Source organism: Streptomyces sp. NPDC006208 (genome assembly GCF_040613775.1).
In the GTDB taxonomy this organism is placed as follows: Bacteria; Actinomycetota; Actinomycetes; order Streptomycetales; family Streptomycetaceae; genus Streptomyces.
This window is the reverse complement of sequence record NZ_JBEXSW010000041.1, coordinates 49,090-71,606: the sequence shown is the minus strand read 5'-3', so window position 1 is coordinate 71,606 and position 22,517 is coordinate 49,090. Positions and strand designations below refer to the sequence as shown.

Here is a 22,517-nt window from a genome sequence, read left to right as displayed (position 1 = left end):
GAGTTCCGCGCCGGGCCCTTCGTATGGCACTCGGTGCCATAGTGGCGGTATGGCTCATACATCCTCGAGCGGTACGGCCCAGGCCTGGGCCGCTGTGGGCGGCGATCCCGCCCTGCTGGAGCGGGTGTCGTACGAAGGGACCGGCTCGCTGCCTTCGCGGCTGCCCGTCATGGAGCTGGCGCGCTCCACCGTGGCGGTGTGCTCCCTCGCCGCCGCCGAGCTCGCGGCGCGGCGCGGCGGCGGGCCGGTCCCGACGGTGCGGGTCGACGACGGCACGGTGACCGCCGCCTTCCTCAGCGACCGGCTGGTGCGGGTCGACGGCGTGGCCCCGACGACCTTCGCCCCGCTCTCCCGGTTCTGGCGCGCGGCCGACAGCTGGGTGCGCACGCATGCCAACTACCCGCATCACCGGACCCGGTTGCTGGATGCGCTCGGGCTGCCGGCGGACGCGGACGCGGACGCCGTGGCCATCGCGGTCGGGCAGCTGCCGGCGCAGGCCGTCGAGGAGCGGGTGTACGCGGCAGGCGGACTGGCCGTTGCCGTGCGCAGCGCGAAGGAGTGGGCCGCGCACCCGCAGGGTGCGGCTGCCGCCGGACATCCGCTGCTGGTCATGGAGCGGATCGGGGACGAGCAGGCGCCGCGGGCCGTGGGCGGATCGGCGGCGCGGCCGTGTGCGGGACTGCGCGTGCTCGACCTGACCCGGGTGCTCGCCGGCCCGGTCGCCACCCGCACACTGGCCCTGCTCGGCGCGGACGTGCTGCGGGTCGACCCGTCCGGTCTGCCGGAAAGTCAGGAGGCCCACAACGACACCGGGGTGGGGAAACGGTCGACCCGCCTCGACCTGGGCAGTGCGGCCGACCGGGCCGTCTTCGAGGAGCTACTGGCCTCGGCCGACGTGGTGGCGACGGGCTACCGTCCGGGCGCGATGGACCGGTTCGGCCTGAGCCCCGAGGAACTCGCCGCCCGCCGCCCGGGTCTGGTCGTGGCCCGCCTGTCGGCATGGGGACGGTACGGACCCTGGGCGCGGCGGCGCGGGTTCGACAGTCTGATGCAGGCGGCCTCGGGCATCGCCGTGATCGAGGGTGACCAGGACCGGCCCGGGGCGCTGCCCGCGCAGGCCCTGGACCACGGCACCGGCTGTCTGATGGCCGCCGGTGTGCTGCGTGCGCTGACGGAGCAGCACGAGAGGGGCGGGGCCCGGCTGGTGGAACTGGCCCTCTCCCAGACGGGGGCATGGCTGGTCAACCACCTGGAGAGAACCCCGGACCGGCCGTCGGACCCGTACGACGCCTCGCGGTGGCTCACGGAGAAGGACAGCCCGATGGGGCGACTGCGGCATGTGCTGCCGGCCGTGTCGTATGCCGGCGGCCCGGCCGACTGGGACCGTCCGCCGGGGATTTGGGGGACGGATGCGCCCGAGTGGCGCTGAAACCGGTCGCGTAGCCTGCCGCTCCGGATCTCGTCACCCTCCTCTGGAGTCACCCGTGTACCACAAGCACCCCGAATACCACGCGAGTTCGTGGGAGCCGCTGCCCGTCCGTTCCGCGGCCCGGCTCTGGTTGCTGTTCCTGCTGACCGTGGTGCTGTTGCCGCTGCACTGGGCGCTGGTGCTGGGCGGCACGCTGTTCCTGCTCGCATTCGGCCTGGTGGGTGAAGTGCTTTCGATCATCCCGGGGTTCGAGAAGGGCTTCTTGAAGGCAGTCGACAAGGTGGGTGACCGGGTGCAGCTGTGGCCGCGCTGGTTCGTTTCCTGGCCCGAGCTGCGGCACGAGGGGGACGCGGATTTCTACGCGCGGCGCGCCGACAAGGCGGTGGCCGACCTGACCACCAGGGCCACGGCACCGGTGGGCCGGGCGGCGCCCGTCTCGACCTGCGAGATACCGGTGCGCAAGTACCGGGCCGTCGGCGCGGGCCATGTGCTGCGGGTGGCCGAGGCGCAGGGTTGGGCGCTGCGCCAGGACGAGTGGTCCGATCTGCCGCATGTCATCATGCTGCGCCGCGTCCCCGAGCCCGCCCCGGCCTGAACTGCCGGGCGCGTGACCGGGCCGGAGCCGGTCACGTCCGGTGCCGGGTCACGGCTTGATGAGCACCTTCAGCGCGGTGCGCTCGTCCATCGCGCGGTAGCCGTCCGGGACACCCTCCAGGCCGACCGCCAGGTCGAAGACGGGTGACGGGTCGATGGTGCCGTCGAGAACGTCGGGCAGCAGCTCGGGGATGTACGCGCGGACCGGGGCCACGCCGCCGCGCAGCGAGATGTTCCGGTCGAACATCACACCCAGGTCCAGGCCGGTGCCGCTGCCGTGCGGGACGCCGACATAGCCGATCGTGCCCCCGTCGCGGGTGATCTCGACGGCCGTGCGCATCGACTGCTCCGTACCGACGGCCTCGATCACGGCGTGCGCACCCTGGCCGCCGGTCAGCTCACGCACCGCGGCGACGGCCGCCTCGCCGCGCTCGGCCACGACGTCGGTCGCCCCGAACGTGCGGGCGATGTCGGTGCGCACCTGGTGACGGCCGAGGGCGATGATCCGCTCGGCACCCAGGCGCTTGGCGGCCAGTACGCCGCACAGCCCGACGGCTCCGTCGCCGACCACCGCCACGGTGGTGCCCTTGGTCACGCCCGCGCCGACGGCGGCGTGGTGCCCGGTGCCGAGGACGTCGGAGAGCGCGAGCAGTGCGGTCAGCAGCCGGTCGTCGGAGACCGCGTCGGCGGGGAGCTTGACGAGGGTGCCGTCGGCGAAGGGCACGCGCACTGCCTCACCCTGGCCTCCGTCGAAGCCGACCGAGCCCCAGAAGCCGCCCTGAGGGCAGGAGGTCTGCAGGCCCCCGGCGCAGAAGTCGCAGGTGCCGTCGGACCAGACGAACGGGGCGACGACCAGGTCGCCGGGCTCGAACCCGGTGACGGCGGAGCCGGCCTCCTCGACCACACCGAGGAACTCGTGCCCGATGCGCTGCCCGGGTCGACGGGCCGCCTGACCGCGGTACGCCCACAGGTCGCTGCCGCATATACAGGCCCGCAGGACCCGCAGCACGGCGTCGGTCGGCTGCTGGACGACGGGATCCGGCACCTCCTCCACGCGGATGTCGTGCGGGGCGTGGATGACGGTGGCGCGCATGCTGAAGGTCCTTGCTGGGTCAGACAGGTGTATGCCTCACACCGTACGCCTGTGCGGCACGCTCCTGTGCACCAGCGGTCAGCAGCAGCTGGGCGGCGCAGTAGGTGAGCATGATCCAGAAATCCGGGGCGGGCAGCTGCGGCCACCCGGCCATGCCGGTGGCGATGAGGGCGTCCGACAGCAGGAACAGCGCGCCGCCCGCCCCCGCGAGCCGGCCGAGGCCGGTGGCCCGGCAGGCCATGGCCGTCAGCAGGAGGGAGTAGCCGGCCACCGGGACGCGCAGCTCGGCGGGCAGGTCCGGCCACAGGAGGACGACGAGTCCGACGAGCACGGCGCCGTACCCGGCGGCCACGGCCGGTGACGTACGGGCCCTGCCGAACAGCAGCAGGTAGCAGACGTGCCCGGCGGCGAAGGAACCCATGCCCACGAGGAACGCCCAGTCGGCGTCGAGGAGCAGGAACACGTCGCCGCCCCAGCCGAGGAGCAGCGCAGCGACGAGGAGCCTCGGCCCGCCGGCCACCGCGACGTACGCCGCCAGCAGCGGCATGAGCAACGGCTTGGCGACGAGGTGCCCGGTCCGGACCCCGGCAAGGAGACTGACGAGGTCGGCCAGGGCGGCGAGCACGAAGGCGCCGAGCAGGAAGCCTGCGCGCAGCTCACCGGCGAAGGGCGGGCGGGTGAAGGGCATACGGACCAAGGGCTTGCCGGCCACGTCGGCGGCGCCGGGTCCTGTGTCCGGGGCGGTCATGCCGCGCCCTTGGCGGCCGGTGCGGCATCGCCGGCGAGCGGAGCGGGGGATGCCGGCTGCCAGCCGGGCCCGCGGAAGACGCGCCCGGCCATCTCGCGCAGGGTACGGGCCTCCCGTACGTCCCTGGCGATGGCCACGTACTCGTGCGTGGCCACGCGCAGCGGGTTGTACGTCTCGATGTTCTTGGTCAGCCCGAACACGGGACGCTCGGTCTCGGCCGCGAAGGACCCGAACAGCCGGTCCCACAGGATGAGGATGCCCCCGAAATTGCGGTCCAGATAACCGCCCTGGGAGGCGTGGTGCACCCGGTGGTGGGACGGCGTGTTGAGGACGTACTCGAACGGCCGCGGCAGCTTGTCGATGCGCTCGGTGTGGATCCAGAACTGGTAGACGAGATTGACGGAGGAACAGAAGGCGAGCGCGGCCGGGTGCACACCGCAGGCGACGAGCGGCAGATAGAACGGCCAGGAGGTCAGGCCGGTCCAGGGCTGGCGCAGCGCGGTGCTGAGGTTGAACTTCCGGCTGGAGTGGTGGACGACATGGCACGCCCACAGAATCCGGATCACGTGGTGGCCGCGGTGCGACCAGTAGTAGAAGAAGTCCTGCGCCAGCAGCATCAGCAGGACCGTCCACCACAGGACCGGGACACGGGCCGGTGTGAACGCGTAGAGGGCCGAGTAGAGCGCGACGACGGGGATCTTCCACACGAGGTCGAAGAAGAGGCTGCCGAGACCCATGCCGATGCTGGTCGCGGCGTCCTTGGCCTCGTAGCCGGCGGCATCCTCGTCGGGATGCAGCCGGTAGCTGACCATCTCCAGGACGGTGAGCAGGACGAAGGCGGGTATCGACCACAGCACGACATCGGGCAGGTTCGGCATGCGGGCACCGTAGAGGCGGGCACCGGGGCACGGCTAGATGGTGTTACCAACAAGTATGCGAGAGGGTCTGTCAGCAGCTTTTGGCGACTTCCGCCAAGAGCCCGCCACCGCCCGGTCCGCGATCCGGCGGGCCGGTGCCTTCCCTGCACAGGACGTGATTCACACCCCCGCCGCTCCCAGCAGCGTCCCCGCCGCGTACGTCACCGCCATCGCCAGCGCCCCGCCGCCCACATTGCGCAGCACCGCCGGGCCCACCCCAGCGCCGCCCAGCCGGGCGCTCCACCAGCCGGTGAAGGCGAGGGCGGCGAGGACGGACACGACGGTGACGGGCAGACGCAGGGACGACGAGGGCAGCACGATCGCGAGCAGGGGCAGCAGGGCGCCCACGGTGAACGCCAGGAAACTCGCGCCCGCCGCGTGCCAGGGGTTGGTCAACTGGTCGGGATCGATGCCGAGTTCGACCCGGGCGTGGGCGCGCAGGGCGTCCCGTTCGGTGAGCTGGACCGCGGCCTCGCGTGCCACGTCGGGTGACAGGCCCCGGTCCGCCAACAGCTGGGTCAGTTCTTCCAGTTCGGCCGCCGGCTGCTCCTTCAGCTCCCGCTTCTCGACCGCCAGGGCGGCCTTCTCGGAGTCGCGCTGCGTGGAGACCGAGACGTACTCGCCGGCCGCCATCGACATGGATCCGGCCAGCAGCCCGGACAGACCCGCAGTGAGCAGGGCGCCCCGGGATCCGGTCGCGCCCGCGACACCGACGACCAGGCCGGCGGTGGAGACGACACCGTCGTTGGCGCCGAGCACCGCGGCGCGCAGCCAGTTGAGGCGGGTACCGAGACCGCCGCCGTGAGCCTCCTCGTGGGGCGGACCGCCCGTCGTATCAGTCACCCGGGGAGGGTCTCACCCGGTGCTGTGCCGCGTCCGGAACAACCCGCGGAAAATGCATCCGGTGGAGGCGGGCACGGCACGTGAGCGGCGCGGAGCTGCTGAGAAGCCCGCAGCGTTCGCGGCGCGCCTCCGCGGACGTGATGCGCCGGAGCGCGAAACGCGTCCCGGAGCGGCACACGGGCTCGCGTCCGGCACGTGCGCGCCGCTCTCGCGCCGGTACACGGTCGGGTGGTGCCGGAGCGGGCGAGTGGCACCGTATGTCCGCTGTTTCCGAGCCCTGTTGACGGCCGTGGGCCTGGAACTGACGGAGCCGGGGACCTGGTCGCAGCGCCTGGCCGGCGAGGCCGGGGTACGGGGCGGCGAGTGTTGTCAGTGACGGCCCGTATTCTCTGTGACCATGCTCGACGACCGTACGACCGCAGCGACGACGTGGCCGGCCGCGTATCCGAAGGGGTACGCGGTCGTCGACGTGGAGACCACCGGACTCGCCCGTGAGGACCGGATAGTGTCTGCCGCGGTCTACCGTCTCGACGCCCACGGCAATGTCGAGGACCACTGGTACACGCTGGTCAATCCGGAGCGCGATCCGGGGCCTGTGTGGATCCACGGTCTGACGAGCGATGTCCTGGAAGGCGCGCCCCTGTTCGGCGAGATCGCGGCGGAGCTCTCCACCCGGCTCGACGGTCGGGTGCTGGTCGCGCACAACGCCATCTTCGACTGGTCGATGCTCGCCCGGGAGTACGCACGGGCGAGCCGGTCGGCGCCGACGAGGCAGCGCCTGTGCACCATCGCGCTCGCCAAGGAGCTCCGGCTGCCGCTGCCCAACCACAAGCTGGCGTCGCTCGCGGCGCACTTCGGCGTCGTGCAGCAGCGCGCGCACCACGCGCTGGACGACGCGCGGGTCCTGGCCGAGGCGTTCCGGCCGAGCCTTCACGCGGCGGCGCGTGACGGGGTCCGCCTGCCGTTGCTCGAATGCCGTCCCCTGACGGAGTGGTCCGACTCCCCCGCCACGCCGCGGATCGGCTACCAGCCGTCGTACGGACACGGCAGCTGGCGGCCCTCGCGCAAACGCCCGCCGTGCCCGTACCCCAACCCGGGGCGGTACGAGAAGGGCGGGCAGTTGCTCCAGGGGATGCGGGTGGCGTTCTCCGGCGACACGTCGACCGAGCGCGAGCTTCTGGAGGACCGTGCGATCGAGGCCGGGCTGCATGTCGCCACGAGCGTCTCGCGGCTGACGAGTCTGCTGGTGACCAACGACCCGGACGCGTCGACGTCGAAGACCGTGAAGGCCGCGGCGTACGGCACTCCGGTCGTGGACGAGGCGGCCTTCACCCAGCTGCTGCGGGACGTGGCGCCCTCCCCGGGGGATCCGCAGGCAGCCGCGGTCGCCGGTCCGGCGGCGGTTCCGGCAGTACCACGACCCGCCGCACCGCCCGCCCCGGCACCCGCATCGGAGTGAACCCGGCGCGACTCGCCCGCCGCCCGCTCGCCCCCGGCCAGTGCTGAGTCCCACCCTGTGGCGCATGGCACGTTGCGAGGTATGCGGAAACGACTACGGCATGTCCTTCGAGGTGCACGCGCAAGGCGCGGTGCACGTCTTCGACTGCTTCTCCTGCGCCATTCACCGCATGGCGCCCATCTGTGAACACTGCCGGGTCCAGATCATCGGCCAGGGCGTCGAAGTCGAGGGCCACTGGTACTGCGGGGGCCACTGCGCCCGCGCGGAGGGCAGGGTGGGCATCGTGGACAAGGTGTGACCGGGCGGGCGGCGGCCCGATTGCAGAATCGGATCTTCCCGTGTGCGCGGCCCTGACGGGACCCCCCGTCCGGGCCGCGGGCCGTCAGCAGGTACGGTCGAGGCCGTGTACCGCTTCCTGTTGTCCCGGCAGTGGGTGATCCTCACCCTCATTGCCCTCGTCCTCGTCCCCACGATGGTCGAGCTGGGCTTCTGGCAGCTGCACCGCCACGAGCGCCGGGTCGCCCAGAACTCCCTGATCGCCCGGAATCTCGAGGCGAAGCCGGCACCGGTAGACGAGCTCAGCTCCCCCGGGCACACGGTCCCCCGCGCCGACTACTGGCGGAAGGCCACCGCGACGGGCACGTTCGACACCGCCCACGAAGTCGTCGTGCGCCGCCGCACCAACGCCGACGACCGGGTCGGCTTCCATGTCCTCACCCCTCTGGTGCTGTCCGACGGCTCCGCCGTCCTGGTCAACCGGGGCTGGGTCCCGGCCGCCGCCGACCAGCAGGCGTTCCCCACCGTGCCTGCCGCGCCCCGGGGCACCGTCACCGTCACCGGCCGGCTCAAGGCCGACGAGACGACCGGCGCCAGCGGGATCAAGGACCTGTCGGGTCTGCCGCCCCGCCAGGTGATGCTGATCAACAGCGAACAGCAGGCCAGGGCCCTGGACAGGCCCCTGCTGGGCGGCTATCTGGAGATGACCGCGCCGGAGCCGGCCGACGACAGCATCGAGCCGATCCCGGACCCCGACCACGACTCCATCGGCGCGCACATGGCATACGCGGTTCAGTGGTGGCTGTTCGCCGCGTCCGTGCCGGTCGGCTGGGTGATCCTCGTACGGCGGGAGAAGAAGGACCGCGCCGTCACGGCCGCGGATCCGGCGCCGGAGCCGGCTGCCGCGACGGCATAGCGGACAACTCCCGGGGGAACACGGCGGAGCGTGACCCTACGCATCGAGGACTACGCCCTCATCGGCGATCTGCAGACTGCTGCGCTGGTCGGCAGGGACGGTTCGGTGGACTGGCTGTGCCTGCCCCGCTTCGACTCGCCCGCCTGCTTCGCCGCGCTGATCGGCGGCGAGGACAACGGCCACTGGCGGATCGCGCCCAAGGGGGCGGGAGCGTGCACCCGGCGGGGCTATGTGGGTGATTCGCTGGTCCTGGAATCGGTGTGGGAGACCCGCACCGGCACGGTCAAGGTCATCGACTTCATGCCGCAGCGCGACACGGCCCCCGACGTCGTACGCATCGTGGAAGGGGTCAGCGGCTCGGTGGAGGTGAACTCCACGCTGCGACTGCGCTTCGACTACGGCTCGGTGGTGCCCTGGGTGCGGCGCGCGGACGGACACCGGGTGGCGGTCGCCGGCCCCGACTCCGTCTGGCTGCGCAGCGAGCCCGAGGTCAAGACATGGGGCCAGCAGTTCAGCACCTGCTCGTCGTTCACCGTCGGCCCGGGCGAGCGGGTGGCGTTCATCATGACCTGGCACCCCTCGCACAAGCCGCGGCCCGGACTCATCGACCCGCACAAGGCCCTGGACCAGTGCCTGGCCGACTGGCACGAGTGGTCGGCACGCTGCCGCTACGAGGGTCCGTACCGCGAGGCCGTCATGCGCTCCCTGATCACGCTGAAGGGGCTGACGTTCGCGCCGACCGGCGGCATCGTCGCCGCGCCCACCACATCCCTGCCGGAGGACATCGGCGGGGTGCGCAACTGGGACTACCGCTACTGCTGGCTGCGCGACTCCACACTCACGCTGGGCGCGCTCCTGTCGGCGGGATACCTGGAAGAGGCCGCGGCCTGGCGGGACTGGCTGCTGCGGGCGGTGGCCGGGGACCCGGCCGACCTCCAGGTCATGTACGGGCTGGCAGGTGAGCGCCGGCTCCCGGAGACGGTGCTGCCCTGGCTCGGCGGCGACGGGGGCTCGGCGCCGGTCCGTACAGGCAACGGCGCAGTGAACCAGCTGCAGCTCGATGTGTACGGCGAGGTCATGGACTCGCTCCATCTGGGGTGGCGGGCGGGGCTGACGGCGGAGGGCCACGCGTGGAACATCCAGTTGAGCCTGATGGGCTTCCTGGAGGCGGCGTGGCGCAGGCCGGACGAGGGGCTGTGGGAAGTACGCGGGCCACGGCGGCACTTCGTGCACTCCAAGGTGATGGCATGGGTCGCGGCGGACCGCGCCGTGCGCACGCTGGAGGAGTTTCCCCATCTGCACGGGGACGCGGCGCGCTGGCGGGCGATGCGGGACGAGGTGCACCAGGAGGTGTGCGAGAAGGGCTTCGACCCGCAGCGGGGCACCTTCACCCAGTCGTACGGCTCGAAGGAGCTCGACGCCGCGGTGCTGCTGATACCGCGGGTGGGGTTCCTGCCTCCGGACGACCCGCGGGTGATCGGCACGGTGGACGCGGTACGGGCGGAGCTGGGCGCCGGGCCGCTGGTGCGCCGCTACAGCAGGGGCGCCACCGACGTCGACGGGTTGCCGGGGCACGAAGGGGAGTTCGTGGTCTGCTCGTTCTGGCTCGCGGACGCGCTGATGATGACGGGCCGGGTGGACGAGGCCCGGGACCTGTTCGAGCGGCTGCTCGCGCTCTGCAACGACGTCGGGCTGCTGTCGGAGGAGTACGACGCGAGGGCCGGGCGGCAGCTCGGGAACTACCCGCAGGCGTTCAGCCACATCGGCCTGGTGAACACCGCCCTCGCGCTCGGCGCCGACCGGACGGCAGGATAGGGACCATGGATCTTGGACTGAAGGACCGCGTCTACATCGTCACCGGCGCGTCGCGGGGGCTGGGCAACGCCGCGGCGCGGGCGCTCGTCGCGGACGGTGCGAAGGTTGTCATCACGGGGCGGGACGCGAAGACGGTCGCGGACGCCGCCACCGAACTCGGGCCGAACGCGGTAGGCGTGGCCTGCGACAACGCCGACCCGGCCGGGGCCGAACGCCTCGCCGCCGCGGCGCGTGCGCACTTCGGCGGCCTCGACGGCATTCTGATCAGCGTGGGCGGCCCGCCGCCGGGCTTCGCCGCGGACAACACGGACGACCAGTGGCGGACGGCTTTCGAGTCGGTCTTCCTCGGCGCGGTGCGGCTGGCGCGGACGGCCGCGGCGGAACTGGGCGAAGGCGGCGTCATCGGCTTCGTCCTCTCCGGCTCGGTGCACGAACCCATCCCGGGACTGACCGTCTCCAACGGCCTGCGCCCCGGGCTGGCCGGCTTCGCCAAGTCCCTCGCGGACGAGCTGGGCCCCCGCGGCATCCGTGTGGTGGGACTGCTCCCGGCCCGCATCGACACGGACCGGGTGCGCGAGCTCGACGCACTCTCCGGTGACGCGGAGGCGGCGCGCACGATGAACGAATCCCGCATCCCGCTGCGCCGCTACGGCACCCCCGATGAGTTCGGTGCGGCGGCGGCGTTCCTGCTCTCCCCTGCGGCGTCCTACCTGACAGGCATCATGCTCCCCGTGGACGGCGGCGCCCGCCACGGCTTCTGACGCCGGACGGGGGCACGTCGCGCCGATGCCGGGGACGCGTGGCCGGCCGGGCAACCCCATCGGCGACGACTGGGCGTACCGCTGCCGCGGGCACCCCCACGGACTCCCCTGCGCTGCCCTGCGCGCCGGTCCGGGCAGGGCGGGGGTCAACTCACCCGCCGTGCCTTGTGCTTCGTCGCCCCCATCCTCACCTCCGCCGGCAAGGACGCCAGCCCCGCCGAGTCCCTCGCGTGGCCGATCGCCTCGTCAAGGAGGTGTGACAGCGTTTCGCCCGGAGCCGCGTGCGGCTCCAGGAGCAGGGACACGCGCGCCTCGGGTGTACTGCGGCGACCTGTCAGCCTGACGTGGGCCCTCGACACGCCGTCCAGGGCCTCCGCCTCGCCCGTGAGGACGCCCTCGAGTGCCCGGGCCCGCAGCAGCGCTCCCTCACCGTCCCCGCTGTCCACGAGCACCTCCACCAGCCGGGCGCGGCGCAGCTGGGCGAGCAGCCACCACAGCGTCAGCAGCACCACCACCGCCAGCACCGCGATGACGGCCGGCCACCACCAGCCCTCGTCCCGCCACCGGGCGCGGTCCGCGTCGCTCAGCAGGACGTCGCCGGGTCCGTCCCATGGCCACCAGGACGGCACCGGGAGCCCCGTCCCGGCTGCCAGAACGGCACCTCCCACACAGACCAGGGCCAGGCCGGCGAGGCCGACCAGTACGCGGTTGACCACCCGGAGCACCGGCCTCACCGCTTCCTCGCCGAGGGCCGGACGACATGCACGGTCAGCGCGAGCGGTGCGGCAAGGCCGAGGTTTTTCAGACCGACGCCCAGCGCACTGTCGAGGTCGGCCCGTACGTCGTCGAGTTCCCGGAAGTGCGACATCGCCCGCACCCGCGCCCTTGAACGCCCCACCCGTACCCGTACGGACTGCACCCCGGAGACCTCCATCGCCCGGTCGCGCAGCACAAGCGCCGCCGCCTCCCGTTCGAGGGCGGCCCGGACATGCGGATGCTCGCGGCGCATCGGGAGCAACGCGCGCAGCCCCGGCGTGGCGGCGAGGACGATCAGCCAGATACCGATGAGCATCGCGGCGGCGGACACCGCCAGCACCCCCACCTCGTCCAGACGCCATGTATCGAGGCCGTCAGCCAGGGTGCGCCGCCACTGCATGGCGGGCCGGTCGGCGCGCACCGCCGCGACGTCGTACAGCGTCAGGGCCGACGCCCCCAGCACCACCAGCGCGAGCAGCCCGGCCGGCACCCGGCGCACGGACCAGAATCGGCCCGCCCTCCCGCCCTCTCCCTGCTCCGCCGAAGAGGCCGGCTCGTACGCCGCCGCGGACGCCGACTGGTCCAGCTCCAGCACCGGTGGTCTGGGCTTCTGGGCCTCGGACTCGGACTCGGTCATCGGATCCTCCCCTGCGCCGCACGCGAGTGGACGGAGTGCAGTTGCTCCACCTGCACCGCCACCTCGGGTACCTCCATCCCCGCCAACGCCTTTACCCGCTCGGTGACGCGATGACGCACCGCACCGCACTGGCCGCCGATGTCCGAGGGGTAGTCGAGGTCCAGGATGATCCGTACATGGGCGATGTCATGGTGCACCGTGACCGTGGCGTGCGGTGAGGTGCCGCCCTCCGGCACGCGGCCGATCGCCTCTCGCGCCGCCTGCGCGGCGATCTTCGCGACGACGCGGTCCGCGATCGTGGTCGCCCCGCGTTCGGCCGCCGCGACACGCGGGACGGGCACGACGCCTCACCGCCGCCCGTCGCCGCGGTCGCGGCTGCGGAAGAAGTCGCCGAGTTCGAGGTCCCCCTCGAGGAATCGTCCCCCGATGAAGCCGACCGCTCCCAACGCGGCCACCAGCAGAAATGCCCCGAAGCCGCCGAAGTATCCGGCGAAGCCGAGCGCCATGCCCGCCATCAGGCCGACCACCGCCATGCTCATGATGAGCTCCTTCTACTGAATGCGTGGCTCCGGCTCTTCCTCTTCCTCTTCCGGCAACTTCACGTCGCTGACCGCGATGTTGACCTCGACGACCTCGAGGCCGGTCATCCGCTCCACGGCGGAGACGACGTTCTCGCGGACGGCGCGGGCGACATCGGCGATCGAGACGCCGTAGTCGACGACGATCTCCAGGTCGAGGGCCGTCTGCACCTCGCCGACCTCGGCCTTCACACCTCGGGCGACATTGGACCTGCCGCCGGGTACCCGGTCGCGTACGGCGCCGAAGGTACGGGAGCCACCGCCGCCGCCCATCGCATGCACACCGACCACATCGCGGGCCGCCAGCCCCGCGATCTTCTCCACCACCCCGTCGGCGATGGTGGTGCGTCCACGCGCTCCAGCGTCGACGCTTCGCTTGGCCATCGCCGGCCTGCGGGACTGCTCACCGGACCCTCCGCCCGACGGCTCGCCGCCACGGTTCTCGGACCGGTTGCGCTGGGCTGGGTCGGTCATCGCCTTGTCCTCTCCGGGCGGTGGTGGCCTCCTTGCCCACATTAAGTGCGCTTGCCCCGTCTCGCGCCGGGGATGCGGCAGGCTGGAGCAATGACCGGTGCGGATGCGGTGCGGCGGGTACGGCGGGCGATGGGCCTGGGCAGCTTGCTCCCCCTGGGCGGGCCCGGGGACGGAGCCTGGTTGAGTGAGCAGGCGGCCGCACCGGTGCTGCGCCGTGCTGCTGCCACGGTGCCGGGAGCGGCGCTGCGCCGGATCCGGCTGGCCCTCGCGGACCCCGGCACGGCCGCGGTGCCGGCCGTACCGCCTCCGCCGAGCGCCCTGCCGCCGGGCCCGCTGCGCCTGGAAGCCGAGGTCGCGGTCTGGGAATGGGAGCCATTGCCCGCGCTGGCGGCCGAGTTGAGGGCGGAACTGCTCGCGGTGGCGTCGGACCGGCTGGGTCTGGAGATCGCGGAGGTGGACCTTCTGGTGAGCGAACTGCTGGACACGGCGCCCCGCGGACCTGATGACACCATTGCGCACCGGGTGCGTGCGGTCGACGCCGCGGATGCGGCGGGTGAGGCCGCGGCGGCGACCGAAGGCGTGGCGCATCTGACGGCCACGCTGGGGGTGGCAGTGCATCACGAGCCGGACCATGTCCGGGTCGAACTGGCGACGGCCGCGGGCCATCGCCCTTTGGATGTCGCCCGCGCGGTCCGCGCCGCGGTCTCCGATGCCCTTGACGACGGTCGTGCGGTGGCTGTCCTGATCACGTCGGTGCCCTGACGGCGTACAGGTGACCGCGGGCCCAGGACTCGGCGAGCCTGCCTGCGACGCGCCGAGTCGACGCTGAGGACGTCGGCCCGGCCGAATCGACGCTGGGAGCGTCGGTGCGGCCGAGTCGATCGGGAGCGTCAGTCCGACAGGCCGGCCAGGTCACGCAGCCGTCGTGCCTGGGCCGCGCGCTCCGCGACCCGCTGGTCCTCGTAGGACCGGCCCGCGGCGCCCTGGAGCAGCGCCTTCGTTTCGATCATCGCGTCCCGGGGCGCGGCGATCAGCGCCGCGGCCAGGTCCTGGACGGCGCCGTCGAGCTCCTCCGGTGCCACGACCAGGTTGGCCAGGCCCGTACGCTCGGCCTCCTCTGCGTGGACGAAGCGGCCGGTCGCGCAGATCTCGAGTGCGCGGGCATAGCCGACGAGCGACACCAGAGGGTGCGTACCGGTGAGATCGGGAACGAGACCGAGGCTGGTCTCGCGCATGGCGAACTGCACGTCCTGCGCGACGACCCGCAGGTCGCAGGCGAGGGCGAGCTGGAAGCCGGCGCCGATCGCATGCCCCTGGACCGCCGCGATCGTGACGATGTCACTGCGGCGCCACCAGGTGAACGCTTCCTGGTACTCGGCGATGACCGCGTCGAGCTCCGCATCGGAGCCGCGCGCGAGGTCGATGAAGGACGGCTCGCCGTCGAAGCCCTCGGGCGTGAACGCCTGCCGGTCGAGCCCCGCGGAGAAGGACTTGCCTTCACCGCGCAGCACCACGACCCGCACATTGCCCGGCAGTGACCGACCCGCGTGCACCAACGCCCGCCACAGCGCAGGAGATTGGGCGTTGCGCTTGTCCGGGTTGATCAGGGTCACCGTGGCAACCGCGTCCTCGACGGTGAGCCGTACGCCGTCCTTGTCGAGCACAGAGTCGGGCGAAGTCATAAGGCGCCTCCGGTTCAGATGCAGTCAGCTCTACCAAGATAAGTGACTGCACAGTAACCACCCGGCCGACCGGATGCCCGACCGGGTGGCCACCGCGTGTGAACCGGTGGACCGAAGGAGCCGCGACCGCCTTGAACGACTCTTCCTTGAACGATTCGCCTCGATCGACCCGATCGAATCGCGTCGATCGACCGAACGTCAGGCCGAGGCCGTCTTCTTGCCTCGTGTCGCTCCGCCGCGTCCCCGCAGCGTGACTCCGGACTCGCTCAGCATCCGGTGGACGAATCCGTAGGAGCGGCCGGTCTCTTCGGCCAACGCCCGGATGCTTGCACCGGAGTCGTACTTCTTCTTCAGGTCTGCCGCGAGCTTGTCGCGCGCGGCGCCGGTCACCCGGCTGCCCTTCTTCAGAGTCTCGGCCACCCGTGCCTCCTCATGGGAAGTGCGCTCTGGACTTCTCATGATCACCCCTCATGGGCATCCTGGCCACCCATTCGGCAAGGTCAGTGCAAAAGGCTTGGCGATGCACCGGAGGCCCGACACTGCCGGAATCCTGCATTCCGATCGGCCGAAAGGGCTCCCTCGCGCCGAGCGTCGGGGAAAGGACCAGGTCAGCGCCGCGCAGCGACGCAAGGGCACCGCGCGGGAGCGGACGGACACGGTCCGCTCGACGCCACGCCGTGATACGAGACGCACTCACACAGATGATGGATCACGCGTAGGCCGAATGATCCATACGGAGTGGATCAACACCGTGCGGCAGCGCCCGGTAACGAAAACGGCCCGGCCCGTGGCGGGCCGGGCCGGAGCCGGTCGTCAGGCGAGCGCCACCAGGTCGGCGTAGTCCGCGCCCCACAGGTCCTCCACGCCGTCCGGAAGCAGGATGATCCGCTCCGGCTCGAGCGCCTCGACCGCACCCTCGTCGTGGGTGACGAGGATGACCGCACCCTTGTAGGTGCGCAGCGCGCCGAGGATCTCCTCACGGCTGGCGGGGTCGAGGTTGTTGGTGGGCTCGTCCAGCAGCAGGACGTTGGCCGAGGAGACGACCAGGGTGGCCAGCGCCAGCCGGGTCTTCTCACCACCGGACAGCACGCCCGCCGGTTTGTCCACGTCGTCACCGGAGAACAGGAAGGAGCCGAGCGTCTTGCGCACCGCGACCAGGTCGAGGTCGGGCGCGGAGGAGCGCATGTTCTCCAGCACCGTGCGGTCCGGGTCGAGCGTCTCGTGCTCCTGCGCGTAGTAGCCGAGCTTGAGGCCGTGGCCCGGGGTGACCTCGCCCGTGTCCGGCTTCTCGACACCGGCCAGGAGCCGCAGGAGCGTGGTCTTGCCGGCGCCGTTGAGGCCGAGGATGACCACACGCGAACCCTTGTCGATCGCGAGGTCGACATCCGTGAAGATCTCGAGCGAGCCGTACGACTTGGACAGGCCCTCCGCCGTCAGCGGAGTCTTGCCGCAGGGAGCGGGCTCCGGGAAGCGCAGCTTGGCGACCTTGTCGGCGACCCGCACCTCGTCGAGCCCGGCGAGCAGGCGCTCCGCGCGCTTGGCCATGTTCTGTGCGGCGATCGTCTTGGTGGCCTTCGCGCGCATCTTGTCGGCCTGCGAGTTGAGGGCGGCAGCCTTCTTCTCGGCGTTCTGCCGCTCACGCTTGCGGCGCTTCTCATCGGCCTCGCGCTGCTGCTGGTAGAGCTTCCAGCCCATGTTGTAGACGTCGATCTGGGAGCGGTTGGCGTCCAGATAGAAGACCTTGTTGACGACCGTCTCGACCAGATCGACGTCGTGGGAGATCACGATGAAGCCGCCGCGGTAGGTCTTGAGATAGTCACGCAGCCAGACGATGGAGTCGGCGTCCAGGTGGTTGGTCGGCTCGTCGAGCAGCAGGGTGTCGGCGTCCGAGAAGAGGATGCGCGCCAGCTCGACCCGGCGGCGCTGACCGCCCGAGAGCGTATGGAGGGGCTGGCCGAGCACCCGGTCGGGCAGACCGAGCGCGGCGGCGATGGTGGAGGCCTCGGCCTCGGCGGAGTAACCGCCCTTGGTGAGGAACTCCGTCTCCTGACGCTCGTACTGCCGCAGCGCCTTTTCGCGGGTGGCTCCCTGGCCGGTCGCGATGCGCTCCTCGTTCAGGCGCATCTTGCGGATCAGGAGGTCGAGTCCGCGGGCGGAGAGGATGCGGTCGCGGGCCAGGACGTCGAGGTCGCCGGTGCGCGGGTCCTGCGGGAGGTAGCCGACCTCGCCGGAACGGGTGATGGTGCCGCCGGCGGGGACACCTTCACCCGCAAGGCACTTGGTGAGGGTGGTCTTGCCGGCTCCGTTGCGGCCGACGAGGCCGACACGGTCGCCCTTGGCAATACGGAAGGAAGCGGATTCGATGAGGACGCGGGCGCCTGCGCGCAGCTCGACTCCGGATGCGGTGATCACGGGGTAATACTCCAAGGCGGTATGGACGGCGGAGGGGACGGGTGGTCGACGCTGCGACGCCGTCTAATGCACAAGGAGAATTGCCATACGGCCCAGTCTAACGGGGCGGGGCAAGTGTTTTTCCGTGGCGGCCGTCACGTCCGGCGCCGCGAACACCGCCCCTGCGGCACCACTCTGCGGCACCTGATCGCCGCGATGTGCGCTCGCCCGTCCAATGGACCCGACCGTCCGACAAAAGGGGCATACAGCGCACAGCTGGTCGATACTCGGCGACAGGGCGGCTCGTTGCCCGCGCCGCGACGGCGAGAGCGTGGAGCAAGAGGTGGTGGCCCGTGCAGTTCGACGACGACGCCGATCTGGACACGTCCGAGGTCCAGGACGTACGGGGCAGCCGTGTCCCGGGAGGCAGGGCCACGATCGGCGGCGGGATCGCCGGCATCATCGCGGTGATCCTGGGGCTGTTCTTCGGAGTGGGGCCCGAGCAGCTCGGGCTGTCCTCCGGCGACCCCGAACCGGTGGCGACCTCGTCGTCGCAGGCGGAGGTCGAGCGGGCCTGCCGGAAGGGGGTGGACGCGAACACCCGGGAGGACTGCCGGATCGTCGCGGTGGTCAACAATGTCCAGGACTTCTGGCGTGCGGAGTTCCAGCGGCGCGGGGGGCGTTACTCACCGGCGCAGACGGTGATCTTCACCGGGCAGGTGCGGACCGCCTGCGGGACGGCGACCGCGGAGGTGGGGCCGTTCTACTGCCCTGCCGACCGGAAAGTCTATCTGGACCTGGGCTTCTTCGACGATCTGCGGACCAGGTTCGGGGCGACCGGCGGCCCGTTCGCCCAGGCCTACGTGGTGGCCCACGAGTACGGGCACCACGTGCAGAACCTGCTGGGCACCCTGCAGCGGGCGCAGGACGGACAGCAGGGCGCGGGCAGCAACGCGGTACGCCTGGAACTCCAGGCGGACTGCTACGCCGGGGTGTGGGCACACCACGCGGCGACCTCGCCGGACGACAAGACGGGCAGGCTGCTGCTGACCTCGCTCACCGACCAGGACATCCGGGACGGTCTGGACGCGGCGGCGGCGGTGGGCGACGACCGCATCCAGGCGAGGTACCAGGGCCGGGTCACCCCGGAGTCCTGGACGCACGGCTCGGCGGCACAGCGCCAGGAGTGGTTCCACAACGGCTACCGCACGGGCGACATGGCCCGCTGCAACACCTTCCGCTGACCACAGGGCGCCGGAGTGCCGCGGTGCGGCCGGGCGTTGTCAGTGGTGGGTGCCAGACTGAGTGCCGGATCTGAGACACAGATCACATGCGCGTCGTCGAGCAAGTTGAGGAGTGATCGGGATGACTCAGTCGCCGAGCATCTGTCCGACGCTGGTGTACGCGGACGCCAAGGCCGCCATCCGGCAGCTCACCGAGGCCTTCGGCTTCACCGAACATGCGGTGTACGAGGACGAGCACGGCGGTGTGGTGCACGCCGAGCTCACCTACGGCAACGGAATGGTGATGCTGGGCAGCAAGGGCACCGGCAGTGAGTTCGACAAGCTGATGAAGGGGGCAGGTCCGACGGGGGTGTTCGTGCATGTCGACGACGTGGACGCGCACCACAGCCGGGCCGTGGAACAGGGGGCGGAGATCGTGATGCCGCCGACCGACCAGGACTACGGGGCGCGCGACTACATGACCCGCGATCTCGAGGGCAACATCTGGAGCTTCGGGACGTACTCCCCGGGGGCGGCGGAGTCCCCGTAAGGTCTCCCCGCCCCTGCGTCAGGAGCCTCCGGTGTGCACCTGGAAGGCGGCCCGGCGCACGGCCTTGGCGAGGGCGGGGTCCGGGTGCGCGGCGGCCAGGGCCACCAGGACCTGGACGGTGCGGGGGTGGCCGCCGGTCCGGAGCTCGTCCAGGAGTGCCGGAACCGTGCCCTGGACGGCGGAGTCGAGGTGGCGAAGCAGCAGCTGGGGCTCACCGTGGTCGGCGACGGCCGCCGCGGTGTCCACCCACAGCCAGGTCGCCTCTTCTCGGGTGAGGACGTCGGCGGCGTCCTCGGGGTCGGCGCCTTCGTACTCGGCGAGCCAGAGCAACGCATAGGGGCGCAGGGACGGCTCCGTGGCGGCGGCCCGTACCTCGGCCTCCGCCGGGGCGCCGACGACGCGCAGCGCTTCGAAGGCGAGTCCGCGCAGCAGGGCGTCCTCGCCACGGGCGACGGCGAGGAGTTCACCGACCGCACTGGAGACGGTGCGGGCGGCGAGCCAGGCGCGGTATTCGGCGCGCGCCGGTCCGGGGGTGAGCCGGGCACAGCCGAGCAGCATGTCCGAGGCGGACTGCTCGATATTGCCCGCGGGGCTCTGGGCGGCGACGCAGATCTGCTCGAGCTTGACCCATACCGCCCAGTTGCCGAGGGGGGTGAGGGTGGCGGATCGGCCGGGCTCCAGGGTCAGGGCGCCGACGGCGGACAGGCCTTCCAGGGCCCAGTCGAGCAGTACGGCCACGGGGACGTCATCAGCCGGGCCGGTCTCCGGGGCAGCGGGTCCGGTGAGGGCGGGTCCGGCAGGGACGGGTCCCGTGAGGGCTGTTCCCGTGAGGGCGGTTCCGGCTTCGGGCGATCCGGCGTACGGGACCTCGCAGCGTTCCTCGCGCAGTTCCGCGACGCGCTGCTGCAGCAGATCGAGCAGGGCCGGTACGAGCACGGGGCCGTCCGAGAGCTGAAGGAGGGAGAGCACCTGGGGCACGGCCTCGACGACCTCGGCCACCGCGGTGGGCGCGATGTCCTCGGGAGCGGGGTGGACCAGCGACCAGGCGTCGAAGAGGGCGACCCAGCCGCGCAGCACGGCCATGTCGTCGCGGTCCCAGGCGCGCAGCCGCCAGCCGGGGCGCACGGTGTCGCCGTGCAGCTCGACCAGGCCGGCGAGACGGGCGCGGTCCCAGCCGGCCCGGACCTGGTGGGGTGTCAGTTCCAAAGCGGCCGCGGCACGTTCCCGCGCGCGGTCGGTGAGCGGGGCGGTGCTGGGGTCGCGCTCGACGGCCGCCCAGCGGGCGATGCGTACGGCGTCGGCGAGGACCGCCCTGGCCTGGCGGGCCAGCTCCGCCGGGGCGGGCGTGCCCTCGGGCGGCCTGGTGGCCGGCCGGGTGCGCCGGGTCGTCACGGCCCGTCGTGCAGTGGCCAGGGACCGCGGGCGGACAAGACGGAGTCTGGAGTTGCGCGCCAATTGCTCATCAGGCTTTCGGGACGTCACGGGGTGCAGTCTTCCCGTTGACGGCCCGAAAGCCCAAACGGAACCGGCGCGGCCGGGCCCGGCAGGCGCCCCACCGGGGACGAAAGGGACAAGAGGGGAGCGTACCGGTGCCTACATCAACGGGGTGAGGAAGCGGCGCAGGGCCTCCTCGTAGCGGGTCGGCCCGGCGTTCCACATGGCGGCATGCGGGGCGTTCGGGACCGGGTGAAGGCTGACCAGCTCCGGCCGCCGGGCGGCCAGTTCCTGGGAGGGCTCCCATGGGGCGATGATGTCGTCCGGCCCGTGGAAGATCAGCGTCGGCACTCTCAGGGCGTCCGGGTCGGCCGCTTGGAGCAGCCGGTCGCCGTGCAGTCCGGTCCTGCCCTGTGCCGCTCTGACCGCGAGCGGCAGCAGCACGGCGGGGGTACGGCGGGCGGCGGCCAGAGTGCGCAGGGTGGTCTGCCAGTCGAGCACCGGGGAATCCAGGACGAGTCCGCTGATCCGGTCGCGCAGCGCCGAATTGGCCGCGGCGTACAGGGCCATCGAGGCGCCCGTGGACCAGCCGTGGACGACGACACGCTCGGCGCCGTGACGAACGGCGTGGCGGACGGCCGCGTCCAGGTCGCGCCACTCGGAGTCGCCGAGATGACCGAGCCCGTCCGGCGGCCGGGGAGCGCCGGCGTCGCCGCGATATGCCAGGTCGAGGACCGGGAACTGGTAGGAGTGCAGGAACTCGAGGAGGTTCAGGGGGTGTTCGCGGGTGGTGCCCAGACCGTGCACGGTGATGACCCAGGTGGTACGGGCGCCGGGGACGAACCAGGCAGGCAGTGCACCCAGCTCGCCGGGGACGAGGACCTCGGCGTGGTCGATGCCGAGCGCGTCGGCCGGGGCACCGCTGTGCAGCTGAGGGGTGAGGCGGACCTTGTCGCCCCGCTCGAGGCCGTCACCGGTGACGCGTACCAGGCGGCGTACGACGGTGTCCGGGGCATGGGGGACATGGTCGAGCACCTGCCCCACGACGGCGTGGACGCCGGAGCCTGCGAGTCCGTAGGTGCCGGGACGGAGCGAGGCCAGGCTGCGGGTCAGCGTGATGCGGTCACCTTCGGTCTCGTGCACGGTGAGCCGGGGGTCGCCGGGCAGGGGCTTCCCGACCGGAGCCTTGAGCGCGGCGTTGCTCGCGTAGCGGCCGGCCGCTATCGCGGCCGCGCCGACGCCGAGCAGAGTGGTGACGGCCGCTGCCGTCGCTGTTGCCGCGCGCACCCGTCCAGTGTCGGCAGCCACGGGCCACGCTGCCAGTGGAGGGGCGTGCGGGACGGCGTACGGGTGTGCCGCGGTCACGGTGCCGGCGCCGGACGGCGTACCGCTTGACGGGCCTCTGCACGGTGCCGCCGCCCCTGGCCGACGGGCCCGGCGCGCCCCCGCCCCCTCCGCCCAGCACCACCTGCCGCAAAAGCCGCCACCCGGCGACAGACCCACCCCCACCCGGCCAGCGCCACCGACCGCGAGCCCGGTCACCGCCAGAAACCCCGGCAGCCGTCAGCAGCCCCGCCCCCTCCGCCCAGCGGCACCGCCCGCAGGGCCGCCTCCCGGCGACAGACCCACCCCCACCCGGCCAGGCGCACCCGACCGCGAGGCCGGTCACCGCCAGAAACCCCTGCAGCCGTCAGCAGCCCCGCCCCCTCCGCCCAGCACCACCTGCCGCAAAGCAGCCTCCCGGCGACAGACCCGCCCCTACCCCCTTTAGCGAACGCCCGGCCCAACGCCGGCCCCTCCGGCGAGCGCCATCGGCCGCAAGGCCCCCTCCCGGCGGGTGGCCCAACCCCGCCAGGGGCACCCGACCGCGAGGCGGTCACCGTCAGAAGCCCCGCCCGGCCAGGGGCACCCGGCCGCCGACAGCACCCCGGCCCCTCCGGC

24 protein-coding genes are annotated in these 22,517 nt (G+C 72.1%); 10 read left to right on the top strand and 14 right to left on the bottom strand.

Annotated features, from left to right (window positions below; all coding sequences use genetic code 11):
* The first annotated feature begins 49 nt into the window (after positions 1-49).
* Together ABZ208_RS29070 and ABZ208_RS29065 are read left to right on the top strand one after the other, a co-directional pair.
* Positions 50-1,429, top strand: a complete 1,380-nt coding sequence (locus ABZ208_RS29070; RefSeq protein WP_356912408.1) for a CoA transferase — start codon at positions 50-52, stop codon at positions 1,427-1,429.
* A 55-nt stretch (positions 1,430-1,484) separates the two neighbouring features.
* Positions 1,485-2,024, top strand: coding sequence for a hypothetical protein (locus tag ABZ208_RS29065; protein ID WP_356912407.1), 540 nt, complete (start codon positions 1,485-1,487; stop codon positions 2,022-2,024).
* Between the two features lie 48 nt (positions 2,025-2,072).
* On the opposite strand, the gene ABZ208_RS29060 is transcribed toward ABZ208_RS29065, so the two are convergent.
* The 4 genes from ABZ208_RS29060 to ABZ208_RS29045 all read right to left on the bottom strand — a co-directional run bounded on the left by ABZ208_RS29060 (position 2,073) and on the right by ABZ208_RS29045 (position 5,624).
* A complete protein-coding gene (locus tag ABZ208_RS29060; RefSeq protein WP_356912406.1) occupies positions 2,073-3,116 on the bottom strand; it encodes a zinc-dependent alcohol dehydrogenase family protein in 1,044 nt (347 codons plus the stop codon).
* A 19-nt stretch (positions 3,117-3,135) separates the two neighbouring features.
* Positions 3,136-3,804, bottom strand: a complete 669-nt coding sequence (locus tag ABZ208_RS29055) for a lysoplasmalogenase (protein ID WP_356912417.1) — start codon at positions 3,802-3,804, stop codon at positions 3,136-3,138.
* 56 nt (positions 3,805-3,860) lie between these two features.
* Positions 3,861-4,742: a sterol desaturase family protein gene (locus tag ABZ208_RS29050; RefSeq protein WP_356912405.1), complete on the bottom strand. Its 882-nt coding sequence runs from the start codon at positions 4,740-4,742 to the stop codon at positions 3,861-3,863.
* A 159-nt stretch (positions 4,743-4,901) separates the two neighbouring features.
* Positions 4,902-5,624 carry a VIT family protein gene (locus ABZ208_RS29045; protein ID WP_356912404.1) on the bottom strand — a complete coding sequence of 241 codons (723 nt, stop codon included), beginning with the start codon at positions 5,622-5,624 and terminating at the stop codon, positions 4,902-4,904.
* 391 nt (positions 5,625-6,015) lie between these two features.
* Between ABZ208_RS29045 and ABZ208_RS29040 the strand changes: the two genes are divergently transcribed.
* The 5 genes from ABZ208_RS29040 (at position 6,016) to ABZ208_RS29020 (ending at position 10,851) form a co-directional block, all read left to right on the top strand.
* A complete protein-coding gene (locus tag ABZ208_RS29040) occupies positions 6,016-7,083 on the top strand; it encodes a DEDDh family exonuclease (protein WP_356912403.1) in 1,068 nt (355 codons plus the stop codon).
* Positions 7,084-7,147: 64 nt separating this feature from the next.
* Positions 7,148-7,381 (top strand): hypothetical protein, encoded by a 234-nt coding sequence (locus tag ABZ208_RS29035; protein WP_152894276.1) that lies wholly within the window; start codon positions 7,148-7,150, stop codon positions 7,379-7,381.
* A gap of 105 nt (positions 7,382-7,486) precedes the next feature.
* On the top strand, positions 7,487-8,275 hold the full coding sequence (locus ABZ208_RS29030; RefSeq protein WP_356912402.1) for an SURF1 family protein: 789 nt from the start codon (positions 7,487-7,489) through the stop codon (positions 8,273-8,275).
* 30 nt (positions 8,276-8,305) lie between these two features.
* The gene (locus ABZ208_RS29025; RefSeq protein WP_356912400.1) at positions 8,306-10,090 is read left to right on the top strand and encodes a glycoside hydrolase family 15 protein; all 1,785 of its coding nucleotides are present in this window, start codon (positions 8,306-8,308) and stop codon (positions 10,088-10,090) included.
* 5 nt (positions 10,091-10,095) lie between these two features.
* A complete protein-coding gene (locus ABZ208_RS29020; protein ID WP_356912399.1) occupies positions 10,096-10,851 on the top strand; it encodes an SDR family oxidoreductase in 756 nt (251 codons plus the stop codon).
* A 146-nt stretch (positions 10,852-10,997) separates the two neighbouring features.
* On the opposite strand, the gene amaP is transcribed toward ABZ208_RS29020, so the two are convergent.
* Genes amaP through ABZ208_RS28995 form a run of 5 tightly spaced genes read right to left on the bottom strand, consistent with a single transcriptional unit; the run spans position 10,998 to position 13,296 of the window.
* Complete coding sequence (amaP, locus tag ABZ208_RS29015) at positions 10,998-11,585, bottom strand: alkaline shock response membrane anchor protein AmaP (protein WP_356912398.1); 588 nt, start codon at positions 11,583-11,585, stop codon at positions 10,998-11,000.
* Positions 11,582-12,244, bottom strand: coding sequence for a DUF6286 domain-containing protein (locus tag ABZ208_RS29010; protein ID WP_356912397.1), 663 nt, complete (start codon positions 12,242-12,244; stop codon positions 11,582-11,584). The genes amaP and ABZ208_RS29010 overlap by 4 nt, the downstream gene beginning before the upstream one ends.
* A complete protein-coding gene (locus ABZ208_RS29005) occupies positions 12,241-12,585 on the bottom strand; it encodes a hypothetical protein (RefSeq protein ID WP_356912396.1) in 345 nt (114 codons plus the stop codon). Before ABZ208_RS29005 ends, ABZ208_RS29010 begins: the two co-directional genes overlap by 4 nt.
* A gap of 6 nt (positions 12,586-12,591) precedes the next feature.
* Positions 12,592-12,783, bottom strand: coding sequence for a hypothetical protein (locus ABZ208_RS29000; RefSeq protein ID WP_328402152.1), 192 nt, complete (start codon positions 12,781-12,783; stop codon positions 12,592-12,594).
* 12 nt (positions 12,784-12,795) lie between these two features.
* Positions 12,796-13,296: an Asp23/Gls24 family envelope stress response protein gene (locus ABZ208_RS28995; RefSeq protein WP_356912395.1), complete on the bottom strand. Its 501-nt coding sequence runs from the start codon at positions 13,294-13,296 to the stop codon at positions 12,796-12,798.
* Between the two features lie 90 nt (positions 13,297-13,386).
* Here ABZ208_RS28995 and ABZ208_RS28990 point away from each other — a divergent pair, with 90 nt between their 5' ends.
* The gene (locus ABZ208_RS28990; RefSeq protein WP_356912394.1) at positions 13,387-14,058 is read left to right on the top strand and encodes a hypothetical protein; all 672 of its coding nucleotides are present in this window, start codon (positions 13,387-13,389) and stop codon (positions 14,056-14,058) included.
* Positions 14,059-14,186: 128 nt separating this feature from the next.
* Here the strand turns inward: ABZ208_RS28990 and ABZ208_RS28985 are convergent, their stop codons facing one another.
* From ABZ208_RS28985 to ABZ208_RS28975, 3 genes are all read right to left on the bottom strand, one after another.
* Positions 14,187-14,978: an enoyl-CoA hydratase/isomerase family protein gene (locus ABZ208_RS28985; protein WP_356912393.1), complete on the bottom strand. Its 792-nt coding sequence runs from the start codon at positions 14,976-14,978 to the stop codon at positions 14,187-14,189.
* A gap of 198 nt (positions 14,979-15,176) precedes the next feature.
* The gene (locus tag ABZ208_RS28980; RefSeq protein ID WP_005477683.1) at positions 15,177-15,398 is read right to left on the bottom strand and encodes a helix-turn-helix domain-containing protein; all 222 of its coding nucleotides are present in this window, start codon (positions 15,396-15,398) and stop codon (positions 15,177-15,179) included.
* A gap of 393 nt (positions 15,399-15,791) precedes the next feature.
* Complete coding sequence (locus tag ABZ208_RS28975) at positions 15,792-17,390, bottom strand: ABC-F family ATP-binding cassette domain-containing protein (RefSeq protein WP_356912392.1); 1,599 nt, start codon at positions 17,388-17,390, stop codon at positions 15,792-15,794.
* Positions 17,391-17,722: 332 nt separating this feature from the next.
* Between ABZ208_RS28975 and ABZ208_RS28970 the strand changes: the two genes are divergently transcribed.
* Both ABZ208_RS28970 and ABZ208_RS28965 read left to right on the top strand, forming a co-directional pair.
* Positions 17,723-18,613, top strand: a complete 891-nt coding sequence (locus tag ABZ208_RS28970) for a neutral zinc metallopeptidase (RefSeq protein ID WP_356912391.1) — start codon at positions 17,723-17,725, stop codon at positions 18,611-18,613.
* A 121-nt stretch (positions 18,614-18,734) separates the two neighbouring features.
* Positions 18,735-19,142 (top strand): VOC family protein, encoded by a 408-nt coding sequence (locus ABZ208_RS28965; protein ID WP_356912390.1) that lies wholly within the window; start codon positions 18,735-18,737, stop codon positions 19,140-19,142.
* 18 nt (positions 19,143-19,160) lie between these two features.
* On the opposite strand, the gene ABZ208_RS28960 is transcribed toward ABZ208_RS28965, so the two are convergent.
* Positions 19,161-20,534 (bottom strand): hypothetical protein, encoded by a 1,374-nt coding sequence (locus ABZ208_RS28960; protein ID WP_356912389.1) that lies wholly within the window; start codon positions 20,532-20,534, stop codon positions 19,161-19,163.
* 201 nt (positions 20,535-20,735) lie between these two features.
* Complete coding sequence (locus ABZ208_RS28955; RefSeq protein ID WP_356912388.1) at positions 20,736-21,863, bottom strand: alpha/beta fold hydrolase; 1,128 nt, start codon at positions 21,861-21,863, stop codon at positions 20,736-20,738.
* Between the last annotated feature and the right edge of the window lie 654 nt (positions 21,864-22,517).